The organism is Streptomyces sp. NPDC014734 (assembly GCF_043083325.1).
In the GTDB taxonomy this organism is placed as follows: Bacteria; Actinomycetota; Actinomycetes; order Streptomycetales; family Streptomycetaceae; genus Streptomyces.
This window is the reverse complement of sequence record NZ_JBIBYN010000001.1, coordinates 144,900-166,869: the sequence shown is the minus strand read 5'-3', so window position 1 is coordinate 166,869 and position 21,970 is coordinate 144,900. Positions and strand designations below refer to the sequence as shown.

The 21,970-nt window shown below is 73.2% G+C and carries 15 protein-coding genes; 10 read left to right on the top strand and 5 right to left on the bottom strand.

The window, feature by feature from the left end; translation table 11 throughout:
• Positions 1–2: 2 nt before the first annotated feature.
• Complete coding sequence (locus tag ACF1CT_RS00805) at positions 3–566, bottom strand: MauE/DoxX family redox-associated membrane protein (RefSeq protein WP_391781577.1); 564 nt, start codon at positions 564–566, stop codon at positions 3–5.
• 210 nt (positions 567–776) lie between these two features.
• The gene (locus ACF1CT_RS00800; RefSeq protein ID WP_391781576.1) at positions 777–977 is read right to left on the bottom strand and encodes a hypothetical protein; all 201 of its coding nucleotides are present in this window, start codon (positions 975–977) and stop codon (positions 777–779) included.
• A 175-nt stretch (positions 978–1,152) separates the two neighbouring features.
• On the opposite strand from ACF1CT_RS00800, the gene ACF1CT_RS00795 reads away from it, so the two are divergent.
• The 10 genes from ACF1CT_RS00795 (at position 1,153) to ACF1CT_RS00750 (ending at position 20,153) form a co-directional block, all read left to right on the top strand.
• A complete protein-coding gene (locus ACF1CT_RS00795) occupies positions 1,153–4,023 on the top strand; it encodes a BTAD domain-containing putative transcriptional regulator (RefSeq protein ID WP_391781575.1) in 2,871 nt (956 codons plus the stop codon).
• Positions 4,024–4,191: 168 nt separating this feature from the next.
• A complete protein-coding gene (locus ACF1CT_RS00790) occupies positions 4,192–8,064 on the top strand; it encodes an endo-alpha-N-acetylgalactosaminidase family protein (protein WP_391781574.1) in 3,873 nt (1,290 codons plus the stop codon).
• 90 nt (positions 8,065–8,154) lie between these two features.
• Positions 8,155–10,503 carry a polysaccharide lyase 8 family protein gene (locus ACF1CT_RS00785; protein ID WP_391781573.1) on the top strand — a complete coding sequence of 783 codons (2,349 nt, stop codon included), beginning with the start codon at positions 8,155–8,157 and terminating at the stop codon, positions 10,501–10,503.
• Between the two features lie 84 nt (positions 10,504–10,587).
• Complete coding sequence (locus tag ACF1CT_RS00780; RefSeq protein ID WP_391781572.1) at positions 10,588–11,919, top strand: serine protease; 1,332 nt, start codon at positions 10,588–10,590, stop codon at positions 11,917–11,919.
• 317 nt (positions 11,920–12,236) lie between these two features.
• Complete coding sequence (locus tag ACF1CT_RS00775) at positions 12,237–14,297, top strand: tetratricopeptide repeat protein (RefSeq protein ID WP_391782147.1); 2,061 nt, start codon at positions 12,237–12,239, stop codon at positions 14,295–14,297.
• Between the two features lie 93 nt (positions 14,298–14,390).
• Entirely contained in the window at positions 14,391–15,860 is a 1,470-nt protein-coding gene (locus ACF1CT_RS00770; protein WP_391781571.1) for a hypothetical protein, read from the top strand.
• A complete protein-coding gene (locus ACF1CT_RS00765; protein WP_391781570.1) occupies positions 15,857–16,879 on the top strand; it encodes a hypothetical protein in 1,023 nt (340 codons plus the stop codon). Before ACF1CT_RS00770 ends, ACF1CT_RS00765 begins: the two co-directional genes overlap by 4 nt.
• Positions 16,876–18,117 carry a carbohydrate ABC transporter substrate-binding protein gene (locus tag ACF1CT_RS00760; protein WP_391781569.1) on the top strand — a complete coding sequence of 414 codons (1,242 nt, stop codon included), beginning with the start codon at positions 16,876–16,878 and terminating at the stop codon, positions 18,115–18,117. The genes ACF1CT_RS00765 and ACF1CT_RS00760 overlap by 4 nt, the downstream gene beginning before the upstream one ends.
• A gap of 154 nt (positions 18,118–18,271) precedes the next feature.
• Entirely contained in the window at positions 18,272–19,855 is a 1,584-nt protein-coding gene (locus tag ACF1CT_RS00755; protein WP_391781568.1) for an acyl-CoA carboxylase subunit beta, read from the top strand.
• Between the two features lie 94 nt (positions 19,856–19,949).
• Positions 19,950–20,153, top strand: a complete 204-nt coding sequence (locus tag ACF1CT_RS00750; RefSeq protein WP_362203972.1) for an acyl-CoA carboxylase subunit epsilon — start codon at positions 19,950–19,952, stop codon at positions 20,151–20,153.
• 149 nt (positions 20,154–20,302) lie between these two features.
• Here the strand turns inward: ACF1CT_RS00750 and ACF1CT_RS00745 are convergent, their stop codons facing one another.
• The 3 genes from ACF1CT_RS00745 to ACF1CT_RS00735 form a co-directional block, all read right to left on the bottom strand.
• Positions 20,303–20,884 carry an ATP/GTP-binding protein gene (locus tag ACF1CT_RS00745; protein ID WP_266911682.1) on the bottom strand — a complete coding sequence of 194 codons (582 nt, stop codon included), beginning with the start codon at positions 20,882–20,884 and terminating at the stop codon, positions 20,303–20,305.
• Positions 20,865–21,461 carry a DUF742 domain-containing protein gene (locus tag ACF1CT_RS00740; protein ID WP_391781567.1) on the bottom strand — a complete coding sequence of 199 codons (597 nt, stop codon included), beginning with the start codon at positions 21,459–21,461 and terminating at the stop codon, positions 20,865–20,867. Before ACF1CT_RS00740 ends, ACF1CT_RS00745 begins: the two co-directional genes overlap by 20 nt.
• Before the next feature lie 89 nt (positions 21,462–21,550).
• Positions 21,551–21,964, bottom strand: coding sequence for a roadblock/LC7 domain-containing protein (locus tag ACF1CT_RS00735; RefSeq protein ID WP_037649449.1), 414 nt, complete (start codon positions 21,962–21,964; stop codon positions 21,551–21,553).
• Positions 21,965–21,970 lie beyond the last annotated feature (6 nt).

Below are 21,970 nucleotides of genomic sequence, written 5' to 3'. Positions count from 1 at the left end.
GATCAGCTCTGCCCTTTCCGTACGGTCACGACGAAGGAGTCGCGCAGCGACTCGGAGATGTCGTCCAGGACGGTCACCACGACGCCGAGGACGAGACCGGTGGCGACGGCCACCGCGAGGCCGCCCGCCGTGTCCGGCAGGCCGGGCGGCGTGCCGGCGGCACCCACCACCGCCACGGCGATCAGGAAGCCGTTGCGGACGAGGTGGAGGACGCCCGCGTCGCCGGCGGAGGAACCGAAGCACCGGCACGGCACGCGCACACCGCGCCGGAGCGAGGCCCCTGTCGCGACCGTGAACGCCGCGAGCAGGCATCCCGCCAGGGCGAAACCGGCGACCGCCGCCCGCCCGGGGCACAGCAGCAGGACGACCCCCACCGCCTCCGCCCCGATCACCAGACGGGCGACGGCGAGCCCCCGGCGCGCGGACAGCGCGGCCAACTCGCGGGTGGAGCGCACGAACGCCCCGAAGGACCCCGCGCCGCGGAGCTTGCCCGCCACCGCGATCGCGAAGACGACGGCGAGCAGCGTCCGGCAGGACCATGAGACGAGTTCCATGTCGAGTTCCATGTCGGATGACGTCCTTCCATTGCGCCGGATCCACGAAGTCCCGCCGCGCCCTGCGGAGTTCCGCCGCGCCGGATCCACCGGGTCCCGCCGCGCCCTGCGGAGTTCCGCGCGGGTTCCCGGGGGCCGAGGGCGCCGGTGGTCCCGTTCCCGGGAACCACCGGCGCCCTCCCACCGCTCCGGCGGGGCCGAGGGCCCGGCGGGCGGCGGCTGTCAGCAGCCGCAGTGGCCGTAGGCCCAGTACCAGCTGCCGTCATCGCAATTCATCCGGTACTGGGTGTAGTTGGGCTTGCCCGCGCAGGCTCCCGAAATGCACCGCGAGCCGACGTTCGTGCACTTGACCGCGTGGGCCGTGCCCCCGGGCACCAGCTGCTCCACCAGGCGATCGCCGATCGCCCGCACGACCTTGGTCATCTGTGACTCCTTCCGCTGTGCTCCTGAGTTGACGTGCCTCCGACGTTTCCCCGACAGCTCGCCGGGTTCCGTTCGAGGGCTGTGTCCCCACCGTGGCGGGGAGGCCTTCGGCAAACCTTCGGGAAGTCTGGAATCGGGCTGTACCCCATGGTCAGCGGCGGGTATGCAGAGTGACGTGACCGCGGGGGGAGACGGCATGACGGTGCGGTTCGGGGTCCTGGGCGCCATCACCGTGTGGCGGGGCGGGGAACCGGTGGACGTGGGACACGCACGACAACGGTGGGTCCTGGGGGCGTTGCTCGCCGACGCCGGGGACGTGGTGCCGGCCCACGTCCTGGTGGACCGGGTGTGGGGCGAAAGGGCACCGGGGCGGGGCCGGGACGCCGTGTACGGCTACGTGTCCCGACTGCGGCACGTGCTGTCCGGGACCGGCACGGACATCGTGCGGACCCAGGGCGGGTACCGGCTGGGGGCGCCGGCCGGGTCGGTGGACGTGCACCGGTTCCGTGACCTGACCGGACGGGCCCGGGAGGCACCCGACGCGGAGCGTGCGGCCACGTCCTGGGAGGAGGCGCTGGCGCTGTGGCGCGGACCGGCGTACGAAGGGGCGGACACCCCGTGGTTCAACGCCCGGCGCGACTTCCTCGAACGGGAACGACTGGCCGCCCGGCTGGACCTGGCCGAAGTCCGGCTGCGGCTGGGACAGCACGACCGGATGCTCGCCGAACTGTTCGCGCGGGCCGAGGACCATCCGCTGGACGAGCGCGCGGCCGGACAGCTGATCCTCGCGCTCCATCGCAGCGGCCGGTCCGCCGACGCGCTGACGCGTTACCAGGAGACCCGGCGACGCCTGGGGGAGGAGCTGGGCACCGACCCGGGCCCGGCGCTGCGGCGACTCCACCAACAGGTCCTCACCGCCGACCCGGCGCTCGACCTCGCCCCGGCCGCGGCGACGGTGTCCGCGACGCGGGCGGCCCGGCCGGTGCCCCGGCAGCTTCCGGCACCCCCGGGCGCCTTCGTCGGCCGCCGTCGCGAACTCGCCGAACTCGACGCCCTGCTGAAGGAACCCGACGGCGACGAGACCGTGCTGGTGATCTCGGCGATCGGCGGGGCGGGCGGGATGGGCAAGACCTGGCTGGCACTGCGCTGGGCCCACGAGAACCTCGGCCGTTTCCCCGACGGGCAGCTCTACGCGTCCCTGTGCGGATTCGCCCCGTCCGCCCGCCCGACGCCGCCCGAGACGGTGCTGCGCGGATTCCTCGACGCCCTCGGCACCGAACCCGGGAACATGCCGGCCGAACCCGACGGGCAGGCCGGGCTGTTCCGGTCCCTGACCGCCGACCGGCGCATGCTGATCGTGCTGGACGACGCCCGCGACGCGGACCAGGTGCGGCCGTTGCTCCCCGGCGGCGCCACCTGCACCGTGGTCGTCACCAGCCGCAGCCACCTCGGCGGCCTGAACGCGACGCACGGCTGCCGGTACCTGGCGCTCGACACGCTCCGCGACGAGGACGCCCAGCAGATCCTGACCCGCGCCGTCGGCCACGACCGGGTGGCGGCCGAACCCGGAGCGGTGACCGCCCTGTTCCGACGGTGTGCCGGGCTGCCCCTGGCCCTGTCCGTCGTCGCGGCCCGCGCCGCCACCCGGCCGGGCTTCCCGCTCGCCGTCCTGGCCGGGGAACTCGACGACACCACCGGGCTCGACGCCCTGAACGCCGGGGACCTGGCCACCGACCTCCGCGCGGTCTTCGCGACCTCCTACCGGACGCTGGACGACCGGACGGCGGAGGTCTTCGCCCTGCTGGGGCTCGCACCCGGACCCGACATCGGCATCGACGCCGCCGCCCGTCTCACCGCGCTCCCCGTCCACCGGGTCCGGGCGGCCCTGCGCACCCTGGAGGCCGCCCACCTCGTCCAGCAGCAGACGCCGGGCCGCTACCGGATGCACGACCTGGTCCGCCTGTACGCCGCCGAGCGGGGCAGGGAACGGCCCGCCGACGTCCGGGACGGCGCACTGCGCCGCGTCCTCGACTTCTACGTGGGCACCGCCCTGGCCGGCGACCGTCTGGCGGCCCCGCACCGGACGCCCCTCGCCCCGTGCGGGGACGGAGCCGGCACGGACCCGGTCCCCCTCAGGGACGCGGACGCCGCGCTGTCCTGGTTCGAGGCCGAACACGCCTGCCTCCTCGCGGTACACCACTTCGCCCTGACACACGGACGCCACCGCCCGGCCTGGCAACTCGCCTGGGCCCTGGACACCTTCCACTGGCGGCGCGGTCGGCTGCCCGACCGCATCGCCGTCCTGGGGGCCACGCTGCCGGCCCTGCGCACGCTCGGCGACCCGGCCTCCCTGGCACTGGCCCACCGGCTCCTCGCACGCACCCACGTCCCGTTCGGCCGGCACGTCCGGGCGCTGGAACACCTGCGGCGGGCCGTCGAGCTGTACGAGGAGGCGGGCGACGCCGCGGGACAGGCACAGACCCACCTCAACTTCGCACTGGCCTGGGAGGCGCGGGGCGACCACGGACAGGCGCTCGCGCACGCCGAGGAGAACCTGCGCATCCGCACGACGCTCCGGAGCCCCGCCCGGGAGGCGGAGGCCCTCAACGCGGTCGGCTGGTACCACGCCCACCTCGGACACCACGGGCAGGCCCGGGACTACTGCGAGCGGGCCCTCGTCCTGTGCCGACGGCACGATCTGCTGGAGACCGAGGCGTTCACGCTGGACAGCCTCGGATACACCGCCCACCACAGCGGTCGGTACGCCCTGGCCGTGGACCACTACGGTCAGGCCCTCGCCCTGCGCCGGCACCTCGGGGACCGGTTCGAGGAGGCCGACGCGCTCGCCCGTCTGGGGCACGCGTACCAGGCGCTGAGCCGCTTCGCCGAGGCGCACCGCGCCTGGAGCCTGGCCCTCGGCCTCTACCGCGATCAGCGCCGCACCACCGAGGCCCTGGGAGTCCAGCAGCACCTGGCGGTGCTGGAGCAGCGGTCCGAGCGGCCGTGGGCGCGGGCATCGGGGCCCGCCTGGCTTGCGGGGCCGTAGTGCCCGGCGGGGAACGGCGCGCGGGCCGCCCCGGGCCCGCCCACCGGGACCGGCGCCGGGCGCGCCCCGCACCCTGCTTGGACTTACGCAACGCGGTTGTTGGACTGGCGCGTTCCGAGTCGTCGCAGGTCATTGACGGTGTCCAGTCACGGACACTACGCAGAGCACATGTCGCGAAGATTCACTTCGGCCGGCGCCGTAGCCGCCGCCTCAGCCGCCGTCCTGGCGCTGGTCGGGACCGCGCTCCCGGCCTCAGCCGTCTCCCCGTCATCCGCCGCGGCCGAGTCGGCCGTGCTCGCGGACGCCCCCGTCATCCGGTCCGCGCAGCTCGCGGTCACCGTCGCCGACGACTTCCCGCGCGTCCTGGCGTACACCGACCGAAGCAGCGGCAGCCGACTGCTGGGCAGCACCCGGCCGGTCACCGCCGTCACCCTCAACGGGACCGCGCACCCGGTGAAACCCAAGGGCTCGCCCCGGTTCACCGGCTCGGCCGCCCGCTACACGCTCACCTTCCCCGACCTGCCCGGCGTCGAGATCGACGCCTCGCTCTCCGTCTCCGGACGCGCCACCACCTTCAGGGTCACGGCCGTCCGCGACACCGCCGCGTTCCGGGTCGGCACCCTCGACATACCCGGACACGACCTGGTCTCCGTCGGCTCCACCGACACCGGGGCCGCCACCGCCTTCACCCGGCTGGACAACGACTCCACCAGGACCGCCGACGTCTTCGCCCCGGTCACCGCGGACACCGCCGTCGACAAGGACCCGGTCGGCGCCACCTACGCGATCGTCAACACCGGCGCCCTCGCCGCGGCCGTCGAGTCCAACTCCTCGTACGACAAGCCCTCCGGCGCCACCGGCGGCGACGGCGCCCGGTTCTGGCACCAGGCCCGCAAGGCCGACGACGGCAGTGTCCGGGTCGGCGTCCGGTCCGGGCAGTGGACCTACCGGGGCGAGGGGGCGCCGAAGCCGGAGAGCGGGGACGGCCTCCCCTGGGCGAAGGTCGTCGTCACCCCCGACGCCAACGGCGACGGGAAGGTCGACTGGCAGGACGGCGCCGTCGCGTTCCGCACCATCGGCGTCACCGCGCCCGGCAGCCAGGACACCCCGGACCGGGTCATCACCCACATCCCGTTCAACTTCGCCAGCCAGGCCACCCACCCCTTCCTGCGCACCCTCGACGACGTCAAGCGGATCTCGCTGTCGACCGACGGGCTCGGTCAGCTCGCCGTGCTCAAGGGCTACGCCTCCGAGGGCCACGACTCCGCCCACCCCGACTACGGCGGCGACTACAACAAGCGCGCCGGAGGGCTGAAGGACCTCAACGCCCTCCTGAAGAACGGCAAGAAGTGGGGCGCCACCTTCGGCGTCCACGTCAACGCCACCGAGGCGTACCCGGAGGCCAGGGCGTTCGACGAACAGCTTGTCGACAAGGCCAGGCCCGGCTGGAACTGGCTCGGCCAGAGCTACTACATCGACCAGCGCCGCGACATCAACAGCGGCGACCTGGCCGCGCGCTTCCGGCAACTGCGCGACGAGACCGACCGCAACCTGGACTTCCTCTACATCGACGTCTACTACACGCACGGCTGGATCGCCGACACGACGCTGCGGGCCGTGCAGAAACAGGGCTGGAACGTCGGCACCGAATGGGCCGACAAGTTCGAGCGGGGCTCGCTCTGGTCGCACTGGGCCAACGACCTCGACTACGGCGGCGCCACCAACAAGGGCCTCAACTCGAAGATCATCCGGTTCATCCGCAACGACGAGAAGGACGTCTGGAACAACGACCCGGTTCTCGGGCAGACCGCCATCGAGGAGTTCGAGGGCTGGACCGGCGAGACCGACTGGAACGCCTTCTACGACAACATCTGGCAGCGCGACCTGCCCGCCAAGTACCTCCAGCACCAGAAGATCACCCGCTGGGACGGCAACGACATCACCTTCACTGGCGGGGTCCGGGGCACGGTCGAGGACGGGAAACGGACCTTCTACGACCACGGCCGCAAGGTGCTCAGCGGCACCGACTACCTGCTGCCCTGGGACGGCGGCAAGAAGCTGTACCACTACAGCGAGTCCGGCGGCACCAGTAGCTGGACCGTGCCGTCCTCGGGCACGTACACCGTTTACGAGCTCACCGACAACGGCCGGGTGAAGACGGGAACGGTCAAGCCCGTCGGCGGGAAGATCACACTGACCGCCGAGGCCGGGCGGCCCTACGTCCTCTACCCGGCGCAGGCGCCCAAGGCCGCCGATCCGCGATGGGGCGAGGGCACCCCGGTCGCCGACCCCGGCTTCAACGACGCCCGGCTCGGCGCCTGGACGAAGACCGGGACCGTCACCCGCGACACCGACGGGCAGGGCCGCAACAGCGCCTCCCTGAGCGGAGGTCCGGCGGCGTCACTGACGCAGCGCATCGACGGGCTGACGCCCGGCAAGCGCTACACCGCGTCCGCGCTGATCGAGGTCGAGCCCGGGAGGACCCGGCACACCACGCTCTCGATCGGCGGGAAGTCCGTCGCCGTGGACCGTTCCACCGTCAAGGACCAGGTGGCCGCGTCCGACTGGCACGGCACCTACTTCCAGCGCGCCAAGGTGAACTTCACCGCACCCGCGAACGGCCGCGCCACGCTCCGTATCGACGCGGCGGCCGGCGGCGCGGCCCGGGTCCGCGCCGACGACGTGCGCATCGTCGCCAACGCCCCGGCCACCAGGAAGAACACCGTGGTGTACGAGGACTTCGAGGACGTCGACCAGGGCTGGGGCCCCTTCCTCAAGGGCGACGCGGGCGGCTCCACCGACCCCCGGACCGTCATCTCCCAACTGCACGCCCCGTACACCCAGGCCGGCTGGAACGGAAAGCTCGTCGACGACGTGATCGGCGGCAAGGAGTCCCTGAAGGCCCACGAGGAGAACACCGGCCTCGTCTACCGCACCGCGCCCTGGACCGTGCCGATGACCGACGGCCACCGCTACGAGGTCGAGTACGACTACCAGTCCAGCCACGCCGGGGCCTACGAATGGGTCGACGGCTACGACCGGATCACCGCCGACGGCAAGCCCGGCTCCGTCGAGACCCGGGCCACCCCCCTCGGGCAGCAGCGCACCACCGGCCACTTCACCGAGACCGTCACCGCGGGCTGCGGCGACACCTGGACCGGGCTGCGCAAGCGGAGCGACGCCCCCGACGGCGCCGACTTCGTCCTCGACGCGTTCACCGTCACCGACCTCGGCCCGGCCCCGGCCTCCGAACGGGCCGCCTGTGGCACGCTCGCCGTCGACCCGGGCGCCGAGACCCTGGAACCGGGTACTGCCCACACCGTCACGGTGTCGTTCACCAACCACGAGGCGACGGCGGCGACCGGTGCCGTCCTGGGCCTGACCGTTCCCGGGGGCTGGACGGCCGAGCCGTCCGGCGCCGTCGCCTTCGACTCGGTCGCGGCGGGCGCCGAGGTCACCGGAAGCTGGCGGGTCACCCCGCCGGTGGACGCGAAGTACCAGACATACAGCCTGAGTTCGCAGGCCTCCTACACGGTCGGCGGGGCCCGTCGCACACTCGGCGCGCAGACCTCCGTCCGTACCCTGCCGCCCCCGCCCACCACCGACAGCTGGGCGAGCGACCTGGACTGGACGGCCTCCGAGAACGGCTGGGGCCCGGTCGAGCGCGACCTCTCCAACGGCGAACAGGGCAGCGGCGACGGCACCCCGATCACCATCGGCGGCACCGACTACGCCAAGGGCCTCGGCACCCACGCCCCGGCGAAGATCCGCTACTACCTGGGCGGGCGGTGCACCTCCTTCACCGCCGAGGTCGGCGTGGACGACGCGCAGACCTCGCGCGGCAGCGTGCAGTTCGGCGTCCTCGCCGACGGCACCGAGAAAGTGACGTCACCGGTGCTGAAGGCGACCGACAGCGCCTGGAGGCTCACCGCCGACATCACCGGCGCCGCCTACGTCGACCTGGTCGTCGGTGACGGCGGAGACGGCAACGGCAACGACCACGCGGACTGGGGCGACGCACGCTTCCACTGCGGAAACTGATCCACCATGATGCGGGACGGGTATCCGTTATATGGATATCTGTCCCGCATCGTGCATTCAGGGTTATCTCCCGACGACATGGAGTCGCACATGCCGAACCAGCCCGCCTGGTCCCGCCGTACCCTGTTGACCCTCTCCGCCGCCACCGCCCTGGCGGTCACCCTCCCCGGTACCGCCACGGCCGCCGGCACCGGCGCGGACGCCGACGAGTTCGACGTCCTCTGCCGCCGCTGGGCAGGCATCGTGCTCGGCACCGGCTACGACCCGGGAGCGGAACCCTTCGCCTCGCGTCTTGCCGAGACGGGCACGCTCGCCCGCGGTTTCCGGTCGACGATGGCCCCGGCCGCGGACTCGCTGTGGCCCGGCATCGGGTACAACCCGCCCTCCGGCATCACCCAGAGCTACAGCCGGCTGTGGACGATGACCCAGGCGTACGTCCAGCCCGGCACCGGTTCGACCAACGACGCCGCCCTCCTCGCCGACATCCTCCGCGGCTGGGACCACCTGGCCGCCACCGCCTACCACTCCTCCGTCACGCCGTACGGCAACTGGTGGGAGTGGCAGATCGGCAGCCCGCGCATCCTCATGGACATCGCGGCGGTGCTGTACGGCCCACTGGGCGCGGCCCGCGTCGAAGCCGCCTGCGCGGCCGTCGACCACTTCATCCCCGACGCGGTCCTGCGCGACTACAGCGGCACCTCCACCGGCGCCAACCGCGTCGACCTGTGCCGCTCCGTCGCCCTGCGCGGCATCCTCGGCCGGGCACCCGCCAAGGCCGCCCTCGCCAGAGACGCCCTGTCACCCGTCTTCCCGTACGTCACCAAGGGGGACGGCCTCTACGCGGACGGGTCGTTCATCCAGCACACCACCATCGCCTACTCCGGCAGCTACGGCCAGGTCATGCTCGACGGGCTCGGCAGGCTCTTCGCCCTGCTCGCCGGATCGACCTGGGCCGTCACCGACCCGAACCGGCAGGTCATCCTGGACAGCGTCGAGCGTGCCTACGCGCCGCTGATCTACAACGGCCTGATCATGGACAGCGTCAGCGGCCGTGCCGTCAGCCGCGGATACATGAAGCACGACGACCTCCAGGTGATGCGCAGCGACCACTTCCACGGCCAGGGCGTCATCGCCGGGATGGCCCTCCTCGCCGCGAGCGCCTCGACCGCCGAACGCGACCGCTGGCACGGCATGATCAAGGGCTGGATCGCCCGTGAGCGGACCAGCCCGATCCTCGCCGCCCGTCAGTTCCCGGTCGCGGACCTGGCCCGGCTGCACGCGATCCAGAACAACGCCGTCCCGGCCGCACCGGAGCGGGTGGGCCACCACCTCTTCGCGCAGATGGCCCGCGCCGTCCACCGGCGCCCGCACTGGGCCGCCGGAATCTCCATGGCCTCCTCACGGATCTCGTACTACGAATACGGCAACGGCGAGAACCCGCGCGGCTGGCACACCGGCTCCGGAATGCTCTACTGGTGGCCGGGCACGGAGCGGAACGACCAGTACACCGACTGGTTCTGGCCCACCGTCGACCCCTACCGGCTGCCCGGCACGACGGTGTCGACCAAACGGCTCGCCGACGGGGCCGGTGGCGACTGGGGCGCGGCCAGGCCCGCGGCGAACTGGGTCGGCGGCGCCACCGACGGCGAGTACGGCGCCGTCGGCCAGCACCTCAAGGGCCTCGGCTCCACACTGGACGCCCGCGCGTCCTGGTTCTGCGTCGCCGACACCGTCATCTGCCTCGGCGCGGGCATCACCGCCACCGACGGGGTACCCGTCGAGACGATCGTCGACAACCGCATGCTCGGCGAGAACGGCACCGAACCGCTCACCGTCGACAGCCGCACCGAACCCCGCTGGGCCCACCTGGAGGGACACGGCGGCTGGGTCTTCCCCGGCGGGACGGACCTGCGCACCCTGCGCGAGGACCGCGCCGGCGCCTGGTCCGACATCAACATCAACGGCTCCACCGAGCGCCGCACCCGCCGCTACCAGACCCTCTGGCTCGACCACGGCACCGACCCGGACGCCGCCGACTACGCCTACCTGCTGATGCCCGGCGCCTCCCGCCGCGCCGTCTTCGACCGTGCCGCCGACGAAGGATGGCTGACCGTGCTCGCCAACACCGCCACCGCCCAGGCGGTCGCGGTGGGCGCGCTGGGGCTGACCGCCGCCAACTTCTGGCGGGCGGGCACGGCCGGACCGCTCTCCGCCACGGCCCCGGCGAGCGTGCTGGTACGGCAGCGGCAGGGCACGACGACGCTGTGCGTGAGCGGACCGGATCGCAGCGGCGCGCCGGTGGACCTCATCTGGGAGCGGCCGGTGCGCGAGGTCGTCTCCGCCGACCCCGGCATCGAGGTGCTCGCCACCGGGCAGCGCCTGGTGCTCAGGGTCCGGCCCGGCGCGGAGGGAGGCACCCTGCGATGTGACCTCCGGTAGACACGCCGTCACCGGAGTGCGTCCAAGGTCTGTGTCCGGGCCCCTCGCGCGCGTACCCTCGTGCGTTGTCACGGGGGAGGCGGTATGGGGGAGTTGAGGGCGGACTGGCGGCTCAGGCTGCGGCGCGGCGGGCCGGGCGGGCGGGTGTGCGGGGCCGGTGTGCTGCTCACCCAGGACCGGGCGCTGACCTGCGCGCACGTCGTCGGCGAGGCGGACACGAGGATGTGGGTGGAGTTCGCCGAGAACCCCGGCATCGCCCCGGTCACGGCACGGGTCGCCGAGGGCGGGTGGCTGCCCGGCCTTGGCGCGAGGGGCGAGGACATCGCCGTCCTCGCCCTGGACAGCCCGCGCCCGCAGGCCACCCCGGCGACCCTCTCCCGCGGCCTGGAACGCGGACGCGAGGTGTGGATCGGCGGGTACGCGCGCGCGTTCGCCGACGGCATGTGGCTGACCGGGCGGATCAACGGCGCGCACGGGCAGTGGATCCAGCTCGACGCCGGACGCAACGAGCAGGTGGTCCGGCCCGGGTTCAGCGGGGCCGCCGTACAGGTGCGCGACGAGCGGAGCGACCGTCCCGAACGGGTCGTCGGCATGGTGGTCAGTTGGCGCGGCGACCTCGATCTCGCCCTGCCCGCCGACAACGACCTGGCCTTCTCCTACATGACCTCGATCGACCGGATCGCCGAACTCGTGCCATTGGTGGCGGAGTTGAGCGGCCCGGACGGCTGGGACCACGGCCTGGCCCGACGGCTGCGGGACTGGTTCGCGGGCACCGGGCAGCCGACGGTGCGCTTCACCGTCGTCCCGCACGGCGGCGGCCGCGACCGCACCCTGCGCCACCAGCTCCACCGCGCCCACCTCGTCTACCGCTGCGGTCGCACCGAGCCGGACGCGTTCGTCGACGAACTCGTCGCACGACTGCACCCACCGCGCCCCCAGACGCGCGCCTACCGCGCCTGGTTGCTGGACGGCGGCACCCCACCGGACCGCGCGACCGAAGGGCCGCTCGGCGCCACCGGCCCCACGCTCGCCGTGATCGGTATCGACGAGGACCACCGGCCGCGCCGCCTGGTGCCGCTGCTCGCCCGGGTGCGGCAGCTCGGCTTCCGGCTGCTCGTCGTCGCCCGGGACGGCGGCGGCGACGGCGTGGCCGACGTGGCCCGGTACCTGCTCCTGCCCGCCTTCGACGAGCGGGCCGAGGAGCTCGTCGACCGGGTCGCGGCAGTCGAACGGAACCGGGCCATGCTGAACGGCCTCGTGGAATCGGCCTCGCTGGCCCCGCCGCCACGCGTCGACGCGGCCCGTCGCCGCCGGCAACTGGAGCGACTGCGCGCCCTGAGGGACCCGCACGAACGACTCACCTCCCTGCGCGGCCTGCTGCGCGAACTCGACACCGACCTCGGCCGGTACGCGTGAAACGGCGCGGCGGGCACCGGGACCCGGCACCCCGGCCGGACGGACCACCAAACGCCGAGACCCGGCCGGGGGACGCCGGGGCCCCCGCGAACCCGTCCTGCCCGCACCGCCGGTTCACCGGGGCCCGCTGCGAGGGCGCCCTCTGCGCCACCGGATACTGCGACACCTGCGGCCGGCGCGCGAGCGACCCCGGCCTGCCGCCGCTGCCCCCCACGCCCGAGCGGAACGGACCCGCCGGGCTGCTGGAACTCCCGCCGCTCAGACCGAGCAGCCCGGAACGGCGGCTCGACGCCGCCACCTCCCGGGCCCGCGTCCTGATGCGCTGCTCCGCCAAGTCCTGCACCACCACCTTCATCGCCCCCTACACCGCCGCCCCGCCACCCGAGAGCGGTTACTGCCCCACCTGCCGCACCCCGTACGCCTACCGGCCCGAACTCACCGAGAACGGGCTGCTCCAGGACCAGTACCGGATCCGCGGACCGATCGCCCACGGCGGCCAGGGCTGGGTCTACCTCGCCCAGGACACCCACCTTGACGAACTGGTCGCCGTGAAGGGACTCCTCAACCGCTACGCGGAGCGCGGCGCCGCCCAGGCGGACGAGGAGCGCCGCAGCCTCGTCGCCATCCGTCACGAACGCATCGTCCGCATCCGGGACTTCGTCAGCACCCGGGGCGAGGACGGGGCGGTCTCCGGCGGGTACATCGTGATGGACGACGTCGGCGACCGCACCCTCTCGGCGATCGTCGAATCGACCCGGCAAGGGGCCTTCGTCCTCGACATCGAGCACGTCGTCACCTACGGCTGCCAGATCCTCGAAGCCCTCGCCCACCTGCACGACATGGGCTTCCTCTACGGGGACATGAAACCGTCCAACGTCGTCCACCGGCACGACGGCATCAAGGTCATCGACCTCGGCGGGGTGCGCAGGCAGGACTCCGCCGAACTGCCGCCCGTGATCACCCCCGGATACGCCGCGCCCGAGACGGAGCGCGGCAGTCCGCTCACTGTCGCGCACGACATCCACACCGTCGGGGCGACCCTGGCCGAACTCGCGGGCTGGGCGGTCGGCGACGACGTGCCCGGCCTCGGCATCAGCTCCTTCCGGCTGGTGGTGGAACGGGCCACGGCCGCCGACCCGGAACGCCGGTTCGGCACCGCCGAGGAGATGGCCGGACAGCTCCGCGGTGTGCTGCGCGAGATCCGGGCCCTGCGCGGCAAGCGCGACCAGCCCGAACCCTCCGCGTACTTCACCCCGTCCACCGAACTCCTCGGCGGACGGCTGGGTTCCGTGCCCGACCACACGCACTGGCTGCGCCGCCCCCCGCACCGCCGCCACGAGACGCCCGACGCCCCCGCCCTGGACGCCGGACTGCCCACCCCCACCGAGATCGCCCGACGGCTGCCGGTGCCCCGGCCCTACCCGGGAGACCCTGCCGCCCCCCGCTTCCTGCTCAGCAGCTACGACCCCGCCCGGCCGCTGACCCAGCGCGCCGAGGGGGAGCGGTCGGTGGAGATCTGCCTGCACAACGTGCGGCTGCTGCTCGGGCAGGAGGGCGAGGACGCGCTGGCCGGGGCACGCGCCCAGGTCGAGGAGGCGAACGCCATACCGGGACCCGGACCGGTGCGGCAGTGGCGGCTGCGCTGGCACTGGGGCCTGGTCGCCCTGCGCAGCGCCGACGTGCTCGACGACCGGCCCCGGATGCTGGAGGCCGCCCTGGAACACTTCGCGGCCGTGCACCGGGCGCTGCCCGGCGAGTACGCGGCGAAGCTCGCACTCGCCTATGTCGCCGAACAACTCGGCCCGGACCGCCCGCCCGGCGCCGCCCCCTCGGCATACGAACTCTTCCGGGCCGTGCACGCCCGCAACCCCTCGCACGTCGGCGCCGCGCTGGGCCTGGCCCGGCTCGCCCTGGCCCGTGGCGACCGGGAGGGGGCGGTCGCGGTGCTGGACCAGGTGCCCGACGAGTCGCGCGACCACGCCGTCGCCCGCGTCGCCGCCCTGCGCATCCGGGCCGCCCGGCTCGCGACGGGCGGGCGGCCACTGCCCGGAATCCGGGCCATCGACGCCGTTCTGGCAGCCGTCCGGCTCGGCGGGGGCGGCGCGGCGGCCGGGGTGGCGGCGGGCGACGAGGCGGCCCGGCTGCTCCGTACCGAACTGCTCGAATGGAAGCTCGACGCGGTACGGGCCGCGGCAGGCCGCCCCCGGCGCGGGCGGCGATGGCGCGGCCTGCCCCCGCCGCCGGTCCCCGGGGAACGCGCGGTCCGCGCCGAACTGGAGCGCTGCTACCGCTGGCTGGCCCGGCAGCGCCAGAGATCCGACGAGCACGAGCGACTGATCGACCTCTCGCACGCGGTCCGCCCGCAGACCTTCCTCTGACCGTCCGCAGATTCTCCTGCGGCCGCTCACCGACCGTCCGCCGACCGCCCGCCGACCCGTGACCCGGACTCCGCACCCCCTGGAGGCAGTTGAATGAGGCGCGCCGCTCCCCAGTCCGGCCTCGAACCCGGACTGCTCGTCGAGGTCCCGGAGCGGTACCCGCCGGGCCGGGACGTCCTGGTCGAGGCCCATGTGCGGGTCGAGGCGGTCGCCGTCGGCCCGCGCGACCGGATCCCCGCCACCGACATCGCCCTGGTCATCGCTGTGGACGTCGCCGCGTCGCGCCGGGCCGACGCCGTCGCGGCACTGGCCGGGGCCGTGAACGCGCTGCCCGACGGGCTCACCTACACCGTCCTCGGCGGCGGCGCCTCCCGGTGCTACCCGCTGCGCGGCGCCTGGGCGGTCGCCGACCCGGACGACCGCCCCCGCGCCGCGTTCAGCGTCGGACAGATCGTCGCCGCCGACGCCCGGCCCCCGGACGGGCACCGGGGACGGGCCGGGGCGACCGACCGACGACGGCCGGGCGGCTGCGCCGGATGGCTCGCCGCCGCGCGGGAGCTGTTCGCCGACCGCGAGCAGCCCGTGCGGCACCTGCTGCTGATCACCGACGGGACCGGCCGCGACGACGAGGCGGACCGAGTCGGCCGGGACGACGGCGGACCGGAGGACGAGAACAGCCCGCTGGAAGCCGAACTCGACCGCTGCGAGGGCGACTTCACCGCCGACGTGCTCGCCCTGGAGGGCGCCTGGGACCCGGCCCCGCTGCTCGCCGTCGTCGAGCGGCTGCACGGCGGCGCCGCCCACGCGCCCGAAGCGTTCGCCCCCGCCGTCACCGGGACGCTCGCCCGCCTGCGCAGAATCCGCACCCCCACCCTGCCCCTCACCGTCACCGCGCGTCCGGCGGTGCGCGAGACGACCCTCACCGAGACCGCCCCGCACCAGCAACGGATCACACCCGCCGCGGACCGGGACGACCCGCGCCGACTGGAGTTCCTCACCCACGGATGGGAGCCGGGCGTCCGCGACTACCTCCTCACCCTCCGGGCCGACGCGGGCAACGACCCGCTGGGCGTCCCGCTCCAGCTCGCCACCGTCTCCGTCGGTTCCGTCACCGAACCCGTCGTGATCCGCTGGCTGCCCTCGCACGTCGCCGCCACGACCGGGCCGTCCGGCGCCGCCCACCGGAGCATCCACGTGATGAACGCCTCCACCGAGATCCGGACCGCCCTCAAGCACGGATACGAGGCCCTCGACCACGACCGGCCCGACGAGGCGGCCGAGGAGTTCGGACAAGCCCTGCGGCTGGCCGCCAGGATCGGCCTCGCCTGGGTCCCCGAGGAGGTCCGCAACGTCGTCGAGATCGTCGACGAGCGGGAGGGACAGGTCCGGATCGGGCCGACCGTCGACCGGGGAACCGTCCGGCGCGGGCTGCTGGGCGCCGCCTCCGCGCACCGGGGACAGCCGCCCGACGCCCCGGCCGGACCGCCGGCCCGCTGCCCGGTGTGCGAGCACCCGGCCGGACCTGCCGCCCGGTACTGCATCGCGTGCCGGAGCGGGCTGTGACGCCCCGGCCGGCCCGGCGGAGCGGCGCGCCGCGCTCCCGCCGCAGCGGCGGCTCCCGCACCCGGCGGCTCCTGGACCGGTACCTGGCCGCGCTGCTGCTGCTCGCCGCGGTCGCGGCCGCCGCCCTGATCGTCTCGTACCGCGAGGTGCAGGTCTCGGCCGACGAGATGCGCACCCGCGCCGCCCCGGCCGTGCAGGGCGTCGCAGCCACCCAGCTCGCCCTGCTCCGCGCCCACCAGGAGGCCCGGAACTCCGTCGACCGGGACATCGACAGCGTGGTCGGCGCCGGTGCCCGCTACGAGAACCAGCTCGCCGCGGCCTCCCAGGGCCTCTCCCGCCTCTCCGACGTGCAGATCGACGGCGACCGCGGGCGCGGGGTGCTCGAAACCGTCAACGGCGTCCTCACCTCGTACAGCAGCTCCATCACCCCCGGCACGGTCAAGTACGTCTCGGACGACCTGATGCAGCAGGAGAAGTTCGCCGAGGCCGAGCGACTCCTCGAACGCGAGGGCACCGGGGTGGTGCCACGCCTCGACGTCCTCCAACGGCACCAGACGGAACGCGTGGGGGCGATCAGCTCCATGGGCACCGCCCGGCGCACCGGATGGATCGTCGCCGAGACCGCCCTGCTCGCCATGGCCCTGACCACACTGGCCGCGCTCCGGATGCTGCGCACCCGCTGCGGACGCAGTCACGACCCCTGGCTGCTGGTCTCGCTGGTGATCACGGTCGGGCTGGCGGTCCTCCCGCTGTGGGCGACCGCCCTGACCCAGCACCGGCTCGACGCCGCCCGGGAGGGACTCGTCCGGATCGACCGGCGCGCCCACGACCACCGCGCCCTCGCCGAGGCCCAGCGCTACGTCACCGACACCTCGACGGGTGTCCGCGCCGACCTGGCCGCCCGGGACTGGCAGAACTGGGCCTACTACGGGGCACTCGGCGGCAGCGCCCTGATCGTCCTGCTGCCCGCCGTCGGCATCGGCAGGCGGCTCAACGCCGACTACTGGAGGGCCGGATGACACCCCGCGCCCCGACCCGGGCCGTCCTGCTCGTCCTCGCCCTGCTCCTCACCGCGGCCGGCTGCGGACTCGCGGCCCCCGGCAGCGGCGACGGACCGACGAAGGTGACGATCCTCGGCCCCTGGACCGACGGCCAGGAGCGGCAGTTCGAGGACGTCCTGGACGGACTCGGCATCCCCTACACCTACCAGGGCACCGCCGCCACCCGTGAGGTCCTGCTCGCCGAGGTGCAGGCAGGGAACCCGCCCGACATCGCGATCCTGCCCGGCGTCGGGGAACTCGTCGAGTACGCCGCCGAGCACCGGCTGCGGTCCCTGCGCGGCCTCTACGACCCGGCGGAGTACGGCAGGCCCTGGCGGCCCGGGGCGCGGGGCGTCGCCGACGACCTGTGGGTGCCGCTCAAGGCCGACCTCAAGAGCATCGTCTGGTACCGCGAGGACCGCCCCCCGCCCTCCTCCCCGGCGCCGCTCACCTCCTGGTGCATCGGCATGGGTGACGACGGGGCGTCCGGGTGGCCCGGCAGCGACTGGATCGAGGACCTCATCCTCCAGACGGCGGGCCCGGTGCTGTACGAGCGGTGGGCCACCGGCGACCTGAAGTGGACCGACCCCCCGGTGGTCAACGCCTGGAAGCTGTGGGCCGGGCTGCTGGCCCAGGACCCGGACGCCGCGAGCCGGGCCCTGCTCTCCGACCACCGGGGCCCGCCCGGCGGGCACGGGCTGCTGTTCCAGGGCGGCTGCGACCTGGAACACCAGGGCTCGTTCGCCCGGTCGTTCTACGGGGACCTGAAGGACCGGGCCGCCTTCACGGACTCCGCGCGGCTGCTCCCGGGCGGCGCCCCGGCCAAGGGGCGCGAGGTGTCCGCGGACTTCGCCGCCCTCTTCGGCCGGTCCGAGCAGGCCCACGACCTGCTCAGGAGACTGACCTCCCGTCGGGCCCAGGAGGAGTGGGGCCGCAAGGCCGGGGTATTCTCACCGAACTCCGCCGTGCACACCAAGGACGCGGCGGTCGACCAGCAGATCGCCGGCCGGCTCACCGACCACCGGCTGCCGCTCTGCCTGGACGCCTCCGACGTCATGCCGGCCGCCGTGCGGGACGCCTTCTACGAGGCGGTCCTGCTGACCATCGCCCACCCCGAGGCACCGGTGCACGACCGGCTCGCGGACGTCCAGAAGGTCCAGGACACCCAATCGGACCACACCCCGAGGCTGACAGGGGTGTGCAGCAGACCCCAGTGACCCCCTTGTCGGGTTCCTATAAGGACAGGGCGGCAGAAGCTGGTACTTCGCCTGCATGCCGTCGTCGCACTGTCAGGCTCCGCCAGGAAACGGGGCAGGAGACTGTACGGAGTCGACGGCGGGATTTGCTTGCCGGGGTTCGTAGGGTCGGTGCATGACCGTTGTGGACGAAACCCCGGGCGAGCCGAGTGACACCCGTGGCCGTGTGGCCGAGCTGCTGGCGCTGCGCGAGCAGGCACGGCGCGGACCCAGTGACCGGGCGACCGAGGCGCAGCACGCCAAGGGCAAGCTGACGGCGCGCGAGCGCATCGAGTTGCTGGTCGACCCGGGCTCGTTCCGGGAGGTCGAGCAGTTGCGGCGGCACCGGGCGACCGGTTTCGGCCTGGAGCAGAAGAAGCCGCACACGGACGGTGTCATCACCGGCTGGGGCACGGTCGACGGCCGCACGGTCTTCGTCTACGCGCACGACTTCCGGATCTTCGGCGGAGCGCTGGGCGAGGCCCACGCCACCAAGATCCACAAGATCATGGACATGGCCATCGCGGCCGGTGCCCCGCTGGTGTCGCTGAACGACGGCGCCGGCGCGCGCATCCAGGAGGGCGTCAGCGCGCTCGCCGGATACGGCGGGATCTTCCAGCGCAACACCAAGGCGTCCGGCGTCATCCCGCAGATCAGCGTGATGCTCGGCCCGTGCGCGGGCGGCGCCGCCTACTCCCCGGCGCTCACCGACTTCGTCTTCATGGTCCGCGACACCTCGCAGATGTTCATCACCGGCCCGGACGTCGTGAAGGCCGTCACGGGCGAGGAGATCACCCAGAACGGGCTGGGCGGCGCGGACGTGCACGCCGAGACCTCGGGCGTGTGCCACTTCGCGTACGACGACGAGGAGACCTGCATCGCCGAGGTCCGGTACCTCCTCGGGATGCTGCCGTCCAACAACCGGGAGAACCCGCCGAACGTGGCGGGCGACGACCCGGCCGACCGGCGTGGCGATGTGCTGCTGGACCTGGTCCCGGCCGACGGCAACCGCCCGTACGACATGCACAAGGTCATCGAGGAACTCGTCGACGACGGCGACTACCTGGAGATCCACGAGCGCTGGGCACGCAACATCGTCTGCGCCCTGGCCCGCATGGACGGCCAGGTGGTCGGGATCGTGGCCAACCAGCCGCAGGTCCTGGCGGGCGTCCTGGACATCGAGGCGTCGGAGAAGGCGGCCCGATTCGTCCAGATGTGTGACGCGTTCAACATCCCCATCATCACTCTTCTGGACGTACCCGGCTTCCTGCCCGGCGTCGACCAGGAGCACGGTGGAATCATTCGGCACGGAGCGAAGCTGCTCTACGCGTACTGCAACGCCACCGTGCCGAGGATCTCGCTGATCCTGCGCAAGGCCTACGGCGGTGCGTACATCGTGATGGACAGCCAGTCCATCGGTGCCGACCTGACGTACGCCTGGCCGACCAACGAGATCGCCGTGATGGGCGCGGAGGGCGCCGCCAACGTCATCTTCCGCCGGCAGATCGCCGACGCCGAGGACCCGGAGGCCATGCGGACCCGCATGGTCAAGGAGTACAAGGCCGAACTGATGCACCCGTACTACGCCGCGGAGCGCGGCCTCGTCGACGACGTCATCGACCCGGCCGAGACCCGCGAGGTGCTGATCGCCTCGCTCGCCATGCTCCGCACCAAGCACGCCGATCTGCCGTCCCGCAAGCACGGGAACCCACCGCAGTAGTCCCGTGACGGTGCCGGCCGTGTACCCGCCCCGTCCGCGCACCCGCCGAGAAGACCTGCCGACCAGCACCTGTCGAGAAGACGGAGAACCACCCATGAGCACTGCCACCGAGTCCGTGCTGCGCGTCGAGAAGGGTCTCGCCGACCCCGAGGAGCTTGCCGCGATAACCGCCGTGCTGCTCGCCCGCGCCGCCGCCCAGCCCGCCGCGACCCCCGCCCACCGCGGCCGCAGCACCGCCGGATGGCGCCGCCTGGAGCGCACCCCCGGCTTCCGCGCCCCGCACTCCTGGCAGGGCTGACCGGCACCGGAGACACACGATGCCCCGCACTCCTCGGGAGTGCGGGGCATCGGCGCGTCACGGGGCCACCGAGGCCCGTACGGGCCCTTCGCGCCCCGCCCCCGTGAGGGCAGGGCGCGAAGGGCCCGTACGGCCCGGTGCGGGGCTCCCTACCGCAGTCGTGCCATGAGCGCGTGCTCGACGAGGGTGATCAGCGCGCTCTTGGCGTCCGTGCGGTGGCGGGCGTCCGTGGTGAGAATCGGGGTGTCGGGTCCGATCTGGAGTGCTTCGCGGACCTCGTCGGGGGTGTAGGGCTGGTGTCCGTCGAAGCCGTTGAGGGCGATGACGAAGGGGAGGCCGCTGTTCTCGAAGTAGTCGACGGCGGGGAAGCAGTCGGCGAGGCGGCGGGTGTCGACGAGGACGACGGCGCCGATGGCGCCGCGGACCAGGTCGTCCCACATGAACCAGAAGCGGTCCTGTCCGGGGGTGCCGAACAGGTACAGGATCAGGTCCTGGTCCAGCGTGATGCGGCCGAAGTCCATCGCCACCGTCGTGGTGGTCTTGTCCCCGGTGTGTGTGAGGTCGTCGATGCCCGCGGAGGCGGACGTCATCACGGCTTCGGTGCGCAGCGGGTTGATCTCCGAGACGGCACCGACGAACGTGGTCTTACCCACGCCGAAGCCCCCTGCCACCACGATCTTCGCCGAGGTAGTGGAGCGGGCTGCTCCGCCGCTAGAGCTTGCGAAGTCCACTGAGCACCCTTTCGAGCAGTGTCACATCTGGCTGGCCCCCGGCGGACTCGTCGCCGCCGGGCTGATGGATGGCGACGAGTCCGGCCTCTGCCAGGTCGGCTACGAGGATCCGGGCGACGCCGAGCGGGATCGAGAGCAGTGCCGAAATCTCGGCGACCGACTTGATCTCGAAGCACAACCGGCAGATCCGCTGATGCTCGGGCAACTGCCCTTGCAGTTGGGACGGATCGGCCGTGGTACTGACCAACGCCTCAATCGCGAGTTGGTAGCGCGGTCGGGTCCGGCCGCCGGTCATGGCGTACGGACGGACCAGTGGATTGTGGGCGCCGGGAGCGGCGGGCTCGGGAGCCTGCCGCGGTGGTACGGGCTGGATGCCGGGGGAGCGGGGCGGGTCGTAGCGGTGCGGCCGTCGCGGGGACCGGCCGGGCCCCTGCGGCTGCTGCTGCTGATAGGGCCGGTACGGCTGCTGGAAGCCCTGTCCGCTGGGTGCGGAGGGGAAGTTGAAACGGTTGTCCCCGTGCTCACCCGGTGCGTTCTGGCCACCGTTGTACCGGTGCCCGTCTGGGGGTGTTGTCACGATTCCTCCTCCGCCTGCCGGTCCCGCTCCCGGTGGGTCCGCGCCACCGCACTGTATGGCGCGGTGGCGAGAAACGCACTGTCCGTTTACTAGTTAAGAAGACTTCCTTGCAATTCGGCCCGGAGGTCCGGGGTGAGGACGCTGCCCGCACGGTCGACGAGAAGGGCCATCTCGTACCCGACCAGACCGATGTCGGCCTCCGGGTGGGCGAGCACGGCCAGTGAGGAGCCGTCGGAGATGGACATGAGGAAGAGGAACCCGCGTTCCATCTCCACCACGGTCTGGTTCACGGCGCCGCCCTCGAAGATCCGGGAGGCGCCCGCGGTCAGCGAGGTCAGCCCGGAGGCGACGGCCGCCAACTGGTCGGCGCGGTCGCGCGGGAATCCCTCGGACATGGCCAGCAGGAGTCCGTCGGCGGAGACCACCACCGTGTGCGACACCCCGGGGGTGTTGTCCACGAAGTTGGTGATCAACCAGTTCAGATTCTGCGCCGCCTGGCTCATCGGGCT